Source organism: Pseudomonas sp. Irchel s3a12, assembly GCF_900187485.1.
Lineage (GTDB): Bacteria > Pseudomonadota > Gammaproteobacteria > Pseudomonadales > Pseudomonadaceae > Aquipseudomonas > Aquipseudomonas neuropathica.
This window is the reverse complement of sequence record NZ_FYDN01000002.1, coordinates 368898-383760: the sequence shown is the minus strand read 5'-3', so window position 1 is coordinate 383760 and position 14863 is coordinate 368898. Positions and strand designations below refer to the sequence as shown.

Sequence of the window (14863 nt, the reverse complement as noted above, 5' to 3'; positions counted from 1 at the left end):
TACAGGCGGGCGGTCGCTGTGTCCAGAGAGTCGGGCAATCGATTGCTTAAACTGGTAAAGTGCCCGCCGTATTTACTTAAGAGGATTGTTCCAATGGCGACTAACCGTTCCCAGCGTCTGCGCAAAAAACTGTGCGTTGATGAATTTCAAGAGCTGGGTTTCGAGCTGAACCTGGACTTCAAAGAAGACTTGTCCGAAGAAGCCATTGACGCTTTCCTCGAAGCCTTCATCAAAGAAGCCATGGAAGCCAATGGTCTGGGTTATGTTGGCGGCGACGACTTCGGTCTGGTTTGCCTGCAGAAGCGTGGCTCGGTCAACGAAGAGCAGCGCGCTGCCGTTGAAGCCTGGCTGAAAACCCGCTCCGAGCTGACCAAGTATGAAGTCAGCCCGCTGCTGGACGTTTGGTATCCGGAAAAGCCGATCAATCCGGTAGCTTGATGTCATGGGAAACGGCGACCTAAGGGTCGCCGTTTTTTTTCGTCTGGTGTTTGGGTGTTCGGCTCGAGTTGTACGCTGGGCCTGCCCCTCACCCCAGCCCTCTCCCCCTGGAGAGGGGGCCGATTTATGGGCTTTTCAAAATTTGAGTTCGACTCGGTATCCCACGTCGGCGTATGTCTTCCAAACACCTCGGTCAGTCCCCTCTCCCCCGGGGAGAGGGCTAGGGTGAGGGGCTTTTGACCTTAAGCTTTACGCCAATTCAGAATCACCAGCGTCAAAACCCCCGCGACAATCCCCCAAAACGCCGAACCAATGGAAAACAACGTCAACCCCGACGCCGTGACCATAAAGGTAATCAGCGCCGCTTCGCGTTCCTTCACCTCGGTCATGGCAATGCTCAAACCATTGATGATCGAACCAAACAGCGCCAGCGCGGCAATCGACAGCACCAGTTCCTTCGGCAGCGCCGCAAACAATGCCGCCAATGTGGCGCCGAACACCCCGGCAATCCCGTAGAAAATCCCGCACCAGACCGCAGCGGTGTAGCGCTTGTTGCGATCTTCATGGGCGTGCGGCCCGGTGCAGATCGCCGCGCTGATCGCTGCGAGGTTGATGCCGTGGGAGCCGAATGGCGCCAGCAGCAGCGAGGCAATACCGGTGGTGGTGATCAGCGGTGAGGCCGGCACGTTGTAACCATCGGCGCGCAGCACGGCGATCCCGGGCATGTTCTGCGAGGTCATCGCGACCACGAACAGCGGAATGCCGATGCTGATGGTCGCCGCCAGCGAGAAGTGCGGGGTGGTCCACACTGGTGTCGCCACTTCCAGATGAAAACCGCTGAAGTCGAGCAGACCCATAAAGCCTGACAGCGCGGTGCCGATCAGCAGCGCGGCGAGCACGGCATAACGCGGCGACAGGCGTTTGATCAGCAGATAAGTGAAGAACATCCCCAGCACCAGCCCGGTGCGGTGCTGTGCGGCGACGAAGATTTCACTGCCGATCTTGAACAGAATTCCTGCCAACAATGCCGCCGCCAGTGAAGCGGGGATCTTTTTCACCAGGCGTTCGAAGCTGCCGGTCAGGCCGCAGATCGTCACCAGCACGGCGCAGGTGATGTAGGCGCCGATGGCCTCGCCATAGCTCACGCCGCCGAGGCTGGTGATCAGCAACGCTGCGCCGGGGGTCGACCAGGCGATGGTGATGGGCGTGCGATAACGCAGCGACAAACCAATCGAGCACACCGCCATGCCGATCGAGATCGCCCAGATCCACGAGGAAATCTGCCCGCTGCTCAGCCCGGCCGCTTGCCCGGCCTGGAACATCAGCACCAGCGAGCTGGTGTAGCCGGTCATCATCGCGATGAATCCCGCGACGATCGCCGACGGTGATGTGTCGGCCAGTGGGCGCAGTTGAGTGTGCGTGGCGTCGTTCATGACGGCGGTGTTCCTTATACCAATGAAGATGTCCGCCATGACGCAAACCCTTGTAGGAGCTGCCGAAGGCTGCGATCTGTTGATCTTGCTTCTTAAAATCAAAGTCAAAAGATCGCAGCCTTCGGCAGCTCCTACAGGGGAGGCGGTGTTCTGGCGGCGGATTCTGTGATCAAGCCTAAACTCAAACGTAACGGATCGTTGCAATACAGCGGAAGTCACAAACAGCCGTACAGTCGTGTTGCCACCTTCCATTGTGTACAATCGCGCTGTTTTTTACGCGATACTTGCCAGCGACCTACTGTGCCGTATTACAGTCACGGTCTATTCGCCGCAGTTCTCCCGACTCGAGTGCCCATGAACGAACAGTTGCAACCCCTCAAGAAACAACCGCGAGCAGGCAAAGCCGGCCGCAGCGGAACCCAGGACGATATTGTCTACGCGCATATCTTCGAGGCCATCCTCGAACAGCGTCTGGCGCCCGGCACCAAATTGAGCGAAGAAGCGCTGGGGGAAATCTTCGGGGTCAGCCGCACCATCATTCGCCGCGCGCTCTCGCGTCTGGCCCATGAAGGCGTGGTGCTGTTGCGGCCGAACCGTGGCGCCGTAGTTGCCAGCCCGAGTGTTGAAGAAGCCCGTCAGGTGTTTCTTGCCCGTCGCCTGGTCGAACGCGCGATCACTGAGCTGGCGGTGCAACACGCCACCGCCGAGCAGATCGCCGAGCTGCGGCAGATGGTCAACGATGAGCGCGACAGCTTCTCCCGTGGCGATCGCGGCGCCGGTATTCGTCTGTCGGGCGAATTCCACCTGAAGCTGGCGGAAGCGGCGATGAACGCCCCGTTGATCAGCTTCCAGCGCAGCCTTGTTTCGCAGACGTCGCTGATCATTGCCCAGTACGAAAGCGGCAACCGCTCGCATTGCTCGTACGACGAACACACCCAGTTGATCGACGCGATCGAGAAGCGCGACGGTGAGCTGGCGGTGAATCTGATGATGCATCACATGGATCACATCGACAGCAAGCTCAACCTCGACGAGGAAGGCGCGTCGGATGATCTGCATGCGGTGTTCTCGCATTTGTTGCAGACCAAGAAGCCGGGGCGCCCTGCGGCCAAGCTCTGACTGACCAATAGAAAAATCCCCCGCAGCTGAAAAGTTGCGGGGGATTTTTTGTGCCTGTCTGATCGTTCCCACGCTCTGCGTGGGAATGCCTCTGGGGACGCTCCGCGTCCAGTGACGCGGAGCGTCACGGGCTGCATTCCCACGCAGAGCGTGGGAATGATCATGGGGCGGGGGAAATTAGCGCTGATGCACCAGCGCACCCGCCGCATACGTCTGCTGCACCGTGCGGTCATCACCCAGCGTCATCAACACAAACAACGTCTCGGCAATGTTGTTGGCCTGCTTCAAGCGGTAGCTCAGCAGCGGCGTGGCGTTGTAATCGAGCACCAGGAAGTCAGCGTCGGAACCCGGTTGCAGGGTGCCGATCTTGTCTTCCAGACGCAGCGCCCGCGCGCCACCCAGGGTCGCCAGGTACAGCGACTTGAACGGGCTCAGGCGCGCACCTTGCAGTTGCATCACTTTGTACGCTTCGTTCAGCGTCTGCAGCAGCGAGAAACTGGTGCCGCCGCCAACGTCAGTGCCCAGACCGACATTGAGCTTGTGCTTCTCGGCCATCGGCAGGTTGAACAGGCCACTACCCAAGAAGAAGTTCGAGGTCGGGCAGAACGAGATCGCCGAGCCGGTTTCCGCCAGTCGCGCGCATTCGTCGTCGCACAGGTGCACGCCGTGGGCGAACACCGAGCGCTCGCCGAGCAGTTTGTAGTGATCGTAAACGTCGAGGTAGCCCTTGCGCTCCGGGAACAGCTCCTTGACCCACTCGATTTCCTTGAGGTTTTCGCTGATGTGGGTCTGCATGTACAGATCCGGATACTCGGTCAGCAGTTGGCCGGCGAGTGTCAGCTGTTCCGGGGTGCTGGTCGGTGCGAAGCGCGGGGTGACCGCATAGTGCAGACGACCCTTGCCATGCCAGCGCTCGATCAGCGCTTTGCTGTCGACATAGCTCGATTCGGCGGTGTCGGTCAGGTAGTCCGGGGCGTTGCGGTCCATCATCACCTTACCGGCGATCATCCGCAGGTCGAGCTTCTCGGCCGCTTCGAATAACGAGTTCACCGATTGCGGGTGCACGCTGCCAAACACCAGTGCGGTGGTGGTGCCGTTGCGCAGCAGCTCCTTGACGAAAATGTCAGCGACTTCGTCGGCGTGGACCTTGTCGCCGAACTGGCTTTCGCACGGGAAGGTGTAGGTGTTCAGCCAGTCGAGCAGTTGCTCGCCGTAGGCACCGACCATGCCGGTTTGCGGAAAGTGAATGTGGGTGTCGATGAAGCCCGGGGTGATCAACGCGTCTTGGTAATGCTCAATTTCGATGTCCGACGGCAGGGTCGGCAGCAAATCACTGGCATGGCCAAGGGCGCTGATCTTGCCGCCATCGACCACCAGCAGGCCGTCCTCGAAATATTCGTAGGAGGCTTCGATCCCGACTTCGGCGGGGTCGGCGATGCTGTGCAGGATGGCGGCGCGGTAGGCTTTGCGAGTCAGAGGCATGAGGGTTCTCTAATCAGTTTGAGGCTTTGAGTTTGGTGGCTTGACTGCGCCGCGACACCGGCAGCAGTTTGGCAATCGGTTCGGCGCTGGCAGTCTGCTGGCCGAAGTTGGCGTTGTAGGTGGCGATGATTTCGCCGGCGATGGAGATGGCGATTTCCACAGGCAGTTTGCCTTTGACTTCGCCGATGCCCATCGGGCAGCGCATGCGTTGCACGACGCCGCTGTCGAAACCACGATCGCGCAAACGATGTTCGAACTTCGCCCGTTTGGTTTTCGAGCCGATCAGGCCGAAGTAAGCGAAGTCGTTGCGCTTGAGAATCGCGGCGGTGAGTTCCAGGTCGAGTTGATGGTTGTGGGTCATGACGATGCAATAACTGCCGGCGGGCAGCTCATCGATTTCATCCACAGGCTCTTCGGCGACGATTTTACGCACGCCGTGGGGGATCTGTTCGGGGAATTCGGCCTCGCGCGAATCGATCCAGCGCACCCGGCAGGGCAGGCTGGCGAGCAGCGGCACGAGGGCGCGGCCAACGTGGCCGGCACCGAACACAGCGATCTGCGCCTGCACCTGGCCCATCGGTTCGAACAGCAACACGGTGGCGCCGCCGCAGCACTGGCCCAGGCTGGCGCCGAGACTGAAGCGCTCCAAGTGGGTGTCCTGCTTACCGCTGGCGAGCATATCGCGGGCGATCTGCATGGCTTTATATTCCAGATGCCCGCCACCGATGGTGTCGAAACTCTGATTGGCACTGATGACCATTTTCGAGCCGGCGTTGCGTGGCGTCGAGCCGAGTTCTTCGATGATCGTCACCAGAACGCAGGGTTCGCCCTGGTTCTGCAGGTCGGCGAGGGCGTCGATCCAGTTGTACATACACACCTCTCAGATCGTTCCCACGCTCTGCGTGGGAATGCATCACTGGACGCTCCGCGTCCGCTGTTCAGGATGCGACGCAGAGCGTCGCGGGCTGCATTCCCACGCAGAGCGTGGGAACGATCATCAAACAACCGCGGTTTCAGCTTCGACGGCTTTCACCGCTTTCAACTGACGCATCTGCTCACACCCCCACAACACCCGCTCCGGGGTCGCCGGCGCATCGATCTGCGGCTGATGTTTGTAATCACCGAGGCTCGCCACTGCATCCTTGATCGCACACCACGACGCAATCCCGAGCATGAACGGCGGCTCACCGACAGCTTTGGAATGGAACACCGTGTCTTCCGGGTTCTTGCGGTTTTCCACCAGCTTCACCCGCAGGTCCAGCGGCATGTCCGCCACGGCCGGGATCTTGTAGCTGGCCGGGCCGTTGGTCATCAGCTTGCCTTTGTTGTTCCAGACCAGCTCTTCCATGGTCAGCCAGCCCATGCCCTGGATGAAGCCACCTTCGACCTGACCGATGTCGATGGACGGGTTCAGCGAGGCGCCTACGTCGTGAAGGATGTCGGTGCGCAGCATCTTGTACTCGCCGGTCAGGGTGTCGACGATCACTTCGCAGCACGCCGCGCCGAAGGCGAAGTAGTAGAACGGACGACCACGCGCTTGGCTGCGGTCGTAGTAGATTTTCGGGGTCTTGTAGAAGCCAGTGCTCGACAGCGAGACCTGATTGAAATACGCCTGCTGGATCAGCGCTTCAAAGGTCAGGATATGGTCACGAACACGCACGTGGCCGTTGTGGAATTCAACGTCTTCTTCAGTGACTTTGTAGTGACGTGCAGCGAATTCGATCAGGCGTTTCTTGATGATTTCCGCCGCGTTCTGCGCCGCTTTACCGTTCAAGTCGGCGCCGCTGGACGCTGCCGTCGGCGAGGTGTTTGGCACCTTGTCGGTGTTGGTCGCAGTGATCTGCACACGATCGATTTCGACCTGGAACACTTCGGCCACGACCTGCGCGACTTTGGTGTTCAGGCCCTGACCCATTTCGGTGCCGCCATGGTTCAGGTGGATGCTGCCATCGGTGTAGATGTGGATTAGCGCACCGGCCTGGTTCAAGAAACTGGCGGTGAAGGAAATGCCGAATTTCACCGGGGTCAGCGCCAGGCCTTTTTTCAGGATCGGGCTGTTGGCGTTGTAGCGACGAATCGCTTCACGGCGCTCGTGGTACTGGCTGCTTTCTTCCAGTTCGGCGGTCATCTCTTCGAGCATGTTGTGCTCGACGGTCTGGTAGTAGTGGGTGACGTTGCGCTCGGTCTTGCCGTAGTAGTTGGCCTTGCGCACCGCAAGTGGGTCGAGGTGCAGGTGACGGGCAATCGCGTCCATCACTTCTTCAATCGCAACCATGCCTTGCGGGCCACCGAAACCACGGTAAGCGGTGTTCGACGCGGTGTTGGTCTTGCAGCGGTGACCATTGATGGTCGCATCGCCGAGGTAGTACGAGTTGTCCGAGTGGAACATCGCCCGGTCAACGATCGACGCGGACAGGTCCGGCGAGCAGCCGCAGTTGCCGGCTAGGTCCATGTTGATCCCGTGCAGGCGCCCGGTGCTGTCGAAGCCGACGTCGTACTCGACGTAGAACGGGTGACGCTTGCCGGTCATCAGCATGTCTTCGACGCGCGGCAGGCGCATCTTCGTCGGCTGGCCGGTGAGGTGCGCAACCACCGCGCACAGGCACGCCGGGCTTGCGGCTTGAGTTTCCTTGCCACCGAAACCACCGCCCATGCGGCGCATGTCGACGACGATTTTGTTCATCGATACGTCGAGCACTTCGGCAACCAGTTTCTGTACTTCGGTCGGGTTCTGCGTCGAACAGTAAACGATCATGCCGCCATCTTCAGTCGGCATCACCGAGGAGATTTGCGTCTCCAGATAGAAGTGTTCCTGGCCACCGATGTGCAGCGTGCCCTGAATGCGGTGTTCAGCGGTCGCCAGCGCGGAAACCGAATCGCCGCGCTGGTGGGTGTGACTGTCGAGGACGAAGTGGCGTTTGCGCAGGGCTTCGACTACGTCGAGCACGGGTTCGAGATCTTCGTATTCGATGATCGCGGCCATCGCGGCTTTGCGCGCGGTTTCCAGATCCTTTGCGGCGACGGCAAGCACCGGTTGACCGACGAACTGCACGTCATCGATGGCCAGCAACGGGTCGCCCGGCATCAGCGGGCCGATGTCTTTCAGGCCCGGCACGTCTTCGTGGGTGATGGCGATGCGCACGCCTTCGAAGGCGTAGCACGGCGAGGTGTCGATGCTGATGATCTTCGCGTGGGCGCGGTCCGACATGCGTGCATACAGGTGCAACTGGTTGGGAAATTCCAGGCGATCATCGATGTACTGCGCTTCACCGGACACGTGCTTGGCGGCGCTGTCGTGCTTGACGCTGCGGCCGACACCGGAGGTCAGGTCCTTGGCGAACAATTCAGCCAGTTCAGCCTGGGTTTTTTCTACGCCGTGATGGTTAGACATAAGCGGTCACCCGAGTCTCGATGTGCGGTGTTTGCAGTTCGATGAAGTATTTGCGCAGCAGGTTCTGCGCGCTGAGCAGGCGATATTCCTTGCTGGCGCGGAAGTCCGAGAGCGGCGTGAAATCTTCCGCCAGTGCGGCGCAGGCGCGTTCGACCACCGTGTTGGTGAACGGCGCACCGATCAGCGCGGCTTCACAGTGGGCAGCGCGTTTCGGGATCGCGGCCATACCGCCGAAAGCCATGCGTGCATCGGTGATCACGCCGTTTTCGACGCGCAGGTTGAACGCGGCGCAGACGGCGGAGATGTCATCGTCCAGACGCTTGGAGACTTTGTAGGCACGGAACAATTGCTCGGCGCTGGCGCGCGGGACGATGATCTTCTCGATGAATTCACTTTCCTGACGGGCCGTGACTTTGTAATCGATGAAGTAATCTTCCAGGTTCAGGGTGCGGCGGGTTTCGCCTTTACACAGCACGACCTGCGCGCCGAGGGCGATCAGCAGCGGTGGCGAGTCACCGATCGGCGAGGCGTTGCCGATGTTGCCGCCGAGGGTGCCCTGGTTGCGGATTTGCAGCGAGGCGAAGCGGTGCAGCAGTTCGCCGAAGTCCGGGTACTCGGCGTTCAACGCTTCGTAGCAGTCGGAGAGGGCGGTGGCCGCGCCGATTTCGATGCGGTCTTCGAAGGTGTCGATGCGCTTCATTTCCGCGACGTTGCCGACGTAGATCATCACCGGCAGGGTGCGGTGGAATTGGGTGACTTCCAGCGCCAGATCGGTACCGCCAGCGAGCAGACGCGCTTGTGGGTACGCGTCGTAGAGATCGGCAAGGTCGGCGACAGTCAGCGGCACCAGGCAGCGCTTGTCGCCGCTGTTGAGTTCGCCGATATCGGTCGGGGCGATGGCTTTGAGGCGCGCGATGGTCTCCGTTTCGCGGGCATCGAACTGATCTGGTTGCTTGCCGCAGCAGGATTGCTCGGCAGCGGCCAGAATAGGGCGGTAGCCGGTGCAGCGGCAGAGGTTGCCGGCCAGCGCTTCGTGGGCCTTGGCGTGATCCGGTGCATCGCTGTTCTTTTGCAGGGCGAACAGCGACATGACAAAGCCGGGGGTGCAGAAACCGCACTGCGAGCCGTGGCACTCGACCATGGCTTTCTGCACGCTGTGCAGTTCGCCTTTGTGCTTGAGGTCTTCGACGCTGATCAGTTGTTTGCCGTGCAGCGACGACACGAACGTCAGGCACGAGTTGAGGCTGCGATAGCGAATGTGTTCGCGGCCAGCGTCATCCGTTTGCAATTCGCCGACCACCACGGTGCAAGCGCCGCAGTCACCGCTGGCGCAACCTTCTTTGGTGCCGGATTTGCCGACGTGTTCACGCAGGTAATTGAGCACAGTCAGATTCGGGTCCAGGGCGTGCTCGCTACGGAGTTCCTGGTTAAGTAAAAACTGGATCACGGAAGGCCTCGCAGACTCATTATTGTTGTTAACCGACGTGAACCGAATTTAGCAGGTCTGACTTTTCGGTCAATGGTTTTCTGACTTAAAGGTCAGGAAAAGGCATTTCGTCGATCAACAACGTGTCTATTCAGTATTGACCCTCATCGGATCCCCTGCTTTTTTGCGGGAATCGTGCCAAAAACCGCTGAGTGGGCACTCCGCCATGACCGTGCATTTGCGCTACACTGCGCCGCTTGTGCAGATCGATAGAGTTTGAAGGACAACCATGACGTTCAAGGCGCCGGACAGCCTCGCCGAGCAAATCGCTCACCACCTCGCCGAACGCATCATTCGTGGCGAAATGAAGCCGGGAGAGCGCATCCAGGAACAGAAGGTCACGCTGGCACTGAATGTCAGCCGCGGTTCGGTCCGTGAAGCCTTGCTGATCCTTGAGCGCCGTCACCTGATTGCGATCCTGCCGCGCCGTGGTGCGCACGTCACCGAGCTGACCCCGCACAAGGTGCAGAGCCTATGCACGTTGATGAGCGAGCTGTACATCCTGCTCGGCAACGCGGTGGCCAATGGCTGGCAAGTGCAATCGGACATGGCGCCGTTCGTGCAGATCCAGCAGCGCCTGACCGCCAGCTACGAGCGTCAGGATATCCGCAGCTTCGTCGACGACAGCTTCGCCGTAATGCGCGCTGCCTATCCGTTCGCCAACAACCCGTACCTGCAAGAGACCGTCGAGAACCTGCAACCGGCGATGAGCCGTGCGTACTTCCTCGCCCTCGAACAGCGCAAGGCTTCAATGAGCGAGTTCCTCGAACTGTTCGAACGCCTGCTCGCCGCCGTGCTCGCCCGTGATTTGCCGCAGATCCGCATCGTGCTGACGGCTTACGCCCAGCGCAGCTGCGATCTGGTGGTTTCCGCCCTGACGGTTGCCTAAGCGTGCGGCTCAAGTGCATCAAACTGGCGGGATTCAAATCCTTCGTCGACCCGACCACGGTGAACTTCCCCAGTAACATGGCGGCGGTCGTCGGGCCGAACGGTTGCGGCAAGTCGAACATCATCGACGCCGTACGCTGGGTGATGGGCGAGAGTTCGGCGAAGAACCTCCGTGGCGAGTCGATGACCGACGTCATCTTCAACGGCTCGACCAGCCGCAAACCGGTGAGTCAGGCCAGTATCGAACTGGTTTTCGACAACTCCGACGGCACGCTCCTGGGCGAGTACGCCGCCTACGCCGAGATTTCGATTCGCCGAAAAGTCACCCGCGACAGCCAGACCACCTATTACCTCAACGGCACCAAATGCCGTCGTCGCGACATCACCGATATTTTCCTCGGCACCGGCCTCGGCCCGCGCAGCTATTCGATCATCGAGCAGGGGATGATCTCCAAGCTGATCGAATCCAAGCCGGAAGACTTGCGCAACTTCATCGAAGAAGCGGCCGGCATCTCGAAATATAAAGAGCGCCGCCGCGAGACCGAAAACCGCATCCGCCGCACCCACGAAAACCTCGCGCGTCTGACTGACCTGCGCGATGAGCTGGAGCGTCAGCTCGAGCGCCTGCACCGCCAGGCCGAAGCGGCGAAGAAGTATCAGGAATTTAAAGCCGAGGAGCGTCAGCTCAAGGCACAACTGTCGGCCCTGCGCTGGCAGGATCTCAACGAACAGGTTGGCCAGCGCGAGTCGATCATCGGCACCCAGGAAATCAGTTTCGAAGCGCTGGTCGCTGAGCAGCGCAATGCCGATGCGGCCATCGAACGTCTGCGCGACGGTCACCATGACCTGTCCGAACGCTTCAATCTGGTGCAGGGGCGCTTCTATTCGGTCGGCGGCGACATCGCCCGCGTCGAGCAGAGCATCCAGCACGGCCAGCAACGCTTGCGGCAGTTGCAGGACGACTTGAAAGAAGCCGAGCGCGCACGCCTCGAAACCGAATCGCACCTGGGCCACGACCGCACGTTGCTGCTGACCCTCGGCGAAGAGCTGGACATGCTCACCCCTGAGCAGGAAGTCACCAGCGCTGCCGCCGAAGAAGCCGCCGCTGCGCTGGAAGATTCCGAATCGGTCATGCACGGCTGGCAGGAGCAGTGGGACGCCTTCAACCTGACCGCCGCCGAACCGCGCCGTCAGGCTGAAGTGCAGCAGTCGCGCATCCAGCAGCTGGAAACCAGCATGGAGCGTCTCGCTGATCGGCAAAAGCGTCTCGGTGAAGAGCGCGCGCTGCTCTCGGCTGACCCGGAAGACGCGGCGATCATGGAACTCAACGAGCAGCTCGCCGAGTCCGAAGCGACCCTCGAAGATTTGCAGACCAGCGAAGAAGCGCAGGTCGAAAAGCTTGAACAACTGCGTCAGGAGTTGCAGCAAGCGCTGACCGCGCAGCAACAGGCGCAGGGTGATTTGCAGCGCCTCAACGGTCGTCTGGCTTCCCTTGAAGCCTTGCAGCAAGCTGCGCTCGATCCGGGCACCGGCACTGCCGAATGGCTGAAAGAACACAACCTCGCCGAGCGTCCGCGTCTGGCCGAAGGCCTGAAGGTTGAGGCCGGTTGGGAACTGGCGGTGGAAACCGTACTCGGCGCCGACCTGCAAGCGGTGCTGGTCGACGACTTCAGCGGCTTCGATTTATCCGGTTTCACTCAGGGCGATCTGCGCCTGCTCAGCCCGGCCAGCGATGGCGTGCGCGTCGCCGGCAGCTTGCTCGATAAGGTCGAAGCGCAGATCGATCTGTCGCCGTGGCTCGGTCAGGTCAAACCGGTCGACAGCCTCGAGCAGGCCTTGGCCTTGCGCGGGCAATTGAGCGCCGGCGAGAGCTTGATCAGCCGCGACGGTTACTGGGTCGGTCGGCATTTTTTACGCGTGCGTCGGGCCAGCGAAGCGGAAAGCGGCATGCTCGCCCGGGGCCAGGAAATCGAAGCGCTGCATCTCGAACGCGAAGAGAAAGAAGCCACGGTCGAGGCTATGGAAACCCGTCTGCAAACCCTGCGCGCGCAACAGCGTCAGCAGGAAAACGGCCGCGAACATTTGCGCCGTTTGCTGCAAGACGAAGCGCGCCAGCAAGGTGAATTGAAAGCGCAGCTGTCCGCTGGCAAAGCCAAGGCTGAACAGCTGACGCTGCGCCGCACGCGTCTCGATGAAGAGCTGGTCGAGCTCGGCGAACAACGCGAACTCGAGCACGAACAGATCGGCGAAGCGCGCATGCAATTGCAGGAAGCGCTGGATGCCATGGCGCTGGACACCGAGCAGCGCGAGTTGCTGCTGGCCCAGCGCGACAGCCTGCGCGAACGCCTTGACCGGGTGCGTCAGGAAGCGCGCCAGCACAAGGATCACGCGCATCAATTGGCCGTGCGTCTTGGCTCGTTGCGCGCGCAGCATGACTCCACGCGTCAGGCGCTGGAGCGTCTGGAAATGCAGGCCGAGCGCCTGACTGAAAAGCGCGAACAGTTGAGTCTGAATCTGGAGGAGGGCGAGGCACCGCTGGAAGAGCTGCGCCTGAAACTCGAAGAACTGCTCGACAAGCGCATGACCGTCGATGAAGAACTGAAGACCGCGCAGATCGCTTTGGAAGATGCCGATCGCGAATTGCGCGACGCGGAAAAGCGCCGGACTCAGGCCGAGCAGCAATCGCAGTTGATTCGCGGCCAGCTCGAACAGCAACGCATGGAATGGCAAGCCCTGACCGTGCGCCGCAAGGCTTTGCAGGATCAGTTGCTCGAGGACGGCTACGATCTTAACGGCGTGCTCGCGACATTAACCGCGCAAGCCAGTGAACGCGAAGCCGAAGAAGAACTCGAACGCATCAACGCGCGGATTCAGCGCCTGGGTGCGATCAACCTCGCGGCCATCGATGAATACACGCAACAGTCCGAGCGTAAACGTTATCTGGATGCCCAGGACGCCGATCTGGTCGAAGCGCTGGAGACCCTGGAAAACGTCATTCGCAAGATCGACAAGGAAACCCGTAACCGCTTCAAAGATACCTTTGATCAGATCAATGGTGGTTTACAGGCGCTTTTCCCGAAAGTTTTCGGTGGCGGGCGCGCGTATTTGGAACTGACGGGCGAAGATCTACTCGATACAGGGGTAACGATCATGGCGCAGCCGCCAGGGAAGAAGAACAGCACCATCCATTTGCTCTCCGGCGGGGAGAAAGCCCTGACCGCACTGGCACTGGTTTTTGCCATCTTCAAATTGAACCCGGCGCCGTTCTGCATGCTTGATGAGGTTGACGCGCCACTGGATGACGCTAACGTTGGACGCTACGCACGCTTGGTCAAAGAGATGTCGCAGACCGTGCAGTTCATCTATATCACCCACAACAAGATCGCCATGGAAATGGCCGAGCAGTTGATGGGCGTAACGATGCATGAACCGGGTTGTTCGCGACTGGTAGCCGTGGATGTCGAGGAGGCGATGGCGATGGTGGACGCCTGAGTCAGCGTGGTGTCGGAAAAGGTAATTCAGGTCTGTAGGACTTTTTTACCAACTGCGACTTGCTGGCCAATCGACATATTCGCGCAAGCCAAATGAGACAGACGGTGTAAAGTTGTCTTTGGTCGTGCTAGTTTAATGTCAATTTTTCGTATACGTGGGCAAAACGCCTGTCAGAACATAGAGTTGGCGCCACGTTTTAAAGCGGTTTGCACAATGTAAACCCCTTATTTTTCAGCATTTTTTATAGAGGCACGGGATTACATGGAAATCGGTCTGCGCGAGTGGCTGATCGTCATCGGCATCATTGTGATAGCCGGTATTCTTTTCGATGGCTGGCGCCGTATGCGCGGCGGCAAGGGAAAACTGAAATTCCGTCTTGACCGAAGTCTGTCCAACCTGCCGGACGAGGACACCAGCGCTGAGCTGTTGGGCCCGGCTCGCGTGCTGGACACTCACAAAGAGCCGCAACTGGACGAACACGACCTGCCGTCGGTGAGCATGCCGGCCCGCGAAGCACGCGAGCCTCGCGAATCCGGTTCGAAACGTGGCAAGCGTGGCAGCAACGGTCCGGCGCAGGGTGACCTGAACCTCGATCTGGATCTGGACGGCGGCCCGAGCTTCAGCAGCCGTGACAACGATTTCGTTGAAGACAGCAAGCCTGCGCAGGCGATTGCCGACAAGGATCAGCCGCAAGCTGAAGAAGTATTGGTCATCAGCGTGATCTGCCGTGATGCCGCTGGCTTCAAAGGCCCGGCGCTGTTGCAGAACATTCTCGAAAGCGGTCTGCGTTTCGGCGAGATGGATATTTTTCACCGTCACGAAAGCATGGCTGGCAACGGTGAAGTGCTGTTCTCCATGGCTAACGCGGTCAAGCCGGGCATCTTTGATCTGGACGACATCGACCATTTCAGCACCCCGGCGGTAAGCTTCTTCCTCGGCCTGCCAGGCCCGCGTCATCCGAAGCAAGCCTTCGACGTGATGGTGGCTGCAGCCCGCAAGCTGTCGCAGGAATTGAACGGCGAACTGAAAGATGACCAGCGCAGCGTCCTGACCGCGCAGACCATCGAGCACTACCGTCAGCGCATCGTCGAATTCGAACGTCGCGCCTTGACCCAGAAGCGCTAAGGCCAAGAT

Annotated in this window: 10 protein-coding genes; 5 read left to right on the top strand and 5 right to left on the bottom strand. The window is 60.0% G+C overall.

The window, feature by feature from the left end:
* Positions 1-93 precede the first annotated feature (93 nt).
* A complete protein-coding gene (locus CKW14_RS05200) occupies positions 94-438 on the top strand; it encodes a YggL family protein (RefSeq protein ID WP_095047735.1) in 345 nt (114 codons plus the stop codon).
* Positions 439-680: 242 nt separating this feature from the next.
* Here the strand turns inward: CKW14_RS05200 and CKW14_RS05195 are convergent, their stop codons facing one another.
* Positions 681-1871: a benzoate/H(+) symporter BenE family transporter gene (locus CKW14_RS05195; protein WP_095047734.1), complete on the bottom strand. Its 1191-nt coding sequence runs from the start codon at positions 1869-1871 to the stop codon at positions 681-683.
* 354 nt (positions 1872-2225) lie between these two features.
* On the opposite strand from CKW14_RS05195, the gene CKW14_RS05190 reads away from it, so the two are divergent.
* Entirely contained in the window at positions 2226-2990 is a 765-nt protein-coding gene (locus CKW14_RS05190) for a GntR family transcriptional regulator (protein ID WP_007918375.1), read from the top strand.
* 177 nt (positions 2991-3167) lie between these two features.
* On the opposite strand, the gene guaD is transcribed toward CKW14_RS05190, so the two are convergent.
* From guaD to xdhA, 4 genes are all read right to left on the bottom strand, one after another.
* On the bottom strand, positions 3168-4472 hold the full coding sequence (guaD, locus tag CKW14_RS05185) for a guanine deaminase (protein ID WP_095124888.1): 1305 nt from the start codon (positions 4470-4472) through the stop codon (positions 3168-3170).
* Positions 4473-4485: 13 nt separating this feature from the next.
* Complete coding sequence (gene xdhC / locus CKW14_RS05180) at positions 4486-5343, bottom strand: xanthine dehydrogenase accessory protein XdhC (RefSeq protein WP_095124887.1); 858 nt, start codon at positions 5341-5343, stop codon at positions 4486-4488.
* Between the two features lie 126 nt (positions 5344-5469).
* A complete protein-coding gene (gene xdhB, locus CKW14_RS05170) occupies positions 5470-7863 on the bottom strand; it encodes a xanthine dehydrogenase molybdopterin binding subunit (protein ID WP_095124885.1) in 2394 nt (797 codons plus the stop codon).
* Positions 7856-9310, bottom strand: coding sequence for a xanthine dehydrogenase small subunit (gene xdhA / locus CKW14_RS05165; RefSeq protein WP_095124883.1), 1455 nt, complete (start codon positions 9308-9310; stop codon positions 7856-7858). The genes xdhB and xdhA overlap by 8 nt, the downstream gene beginning before the upstream one ends.
* Positions 9311-9578: 268 nt before the next feature.
* Between xdhA and CKW14_RS05160 the strand changes: the two genes are divergently transcribed.
* The 3 genes from CKW14_RS05160 to zipA all read left to right on the top strand — a co-directional run bounded on the left by CKW14_RS05160 (position 9579) and on the right by zipA (position 14854).
* Positions 9579-10238, top strand: coding sequence for a GntR family transcriptional regulator (locus CKW14_RS05160; protein ID WP_034152853.1), 660 nt, complete (start codon positions 9579-9581; stop codon positions 10236-10238).
* Positions 10239-10240: 2 nt separating this feature from the next.
* Complete coding sequence (gene smc / locus CKW14_RS05155; protein WP_095047729.1) at positions 10241-13729, top strand: chromosome segregation protein SMC; 3489 nt, start codon at positions 10241-10243, stop codon at positions 13727-13729.
* A gap of 261 nt (positions 13730-13990) precedes the next feature.
* Positions 13991-14854, top strand: a complete 864-nt coding sequence (gene zipA, locus CKW14_RS05150) for a cell division protein ZipA (RefSeq protein WP_095124881.1) — start codon at positions 13991-13993, stop codon at positions 14852-14854.
* Positions 14855-14863: the final 9 nt, after the last annotated feature.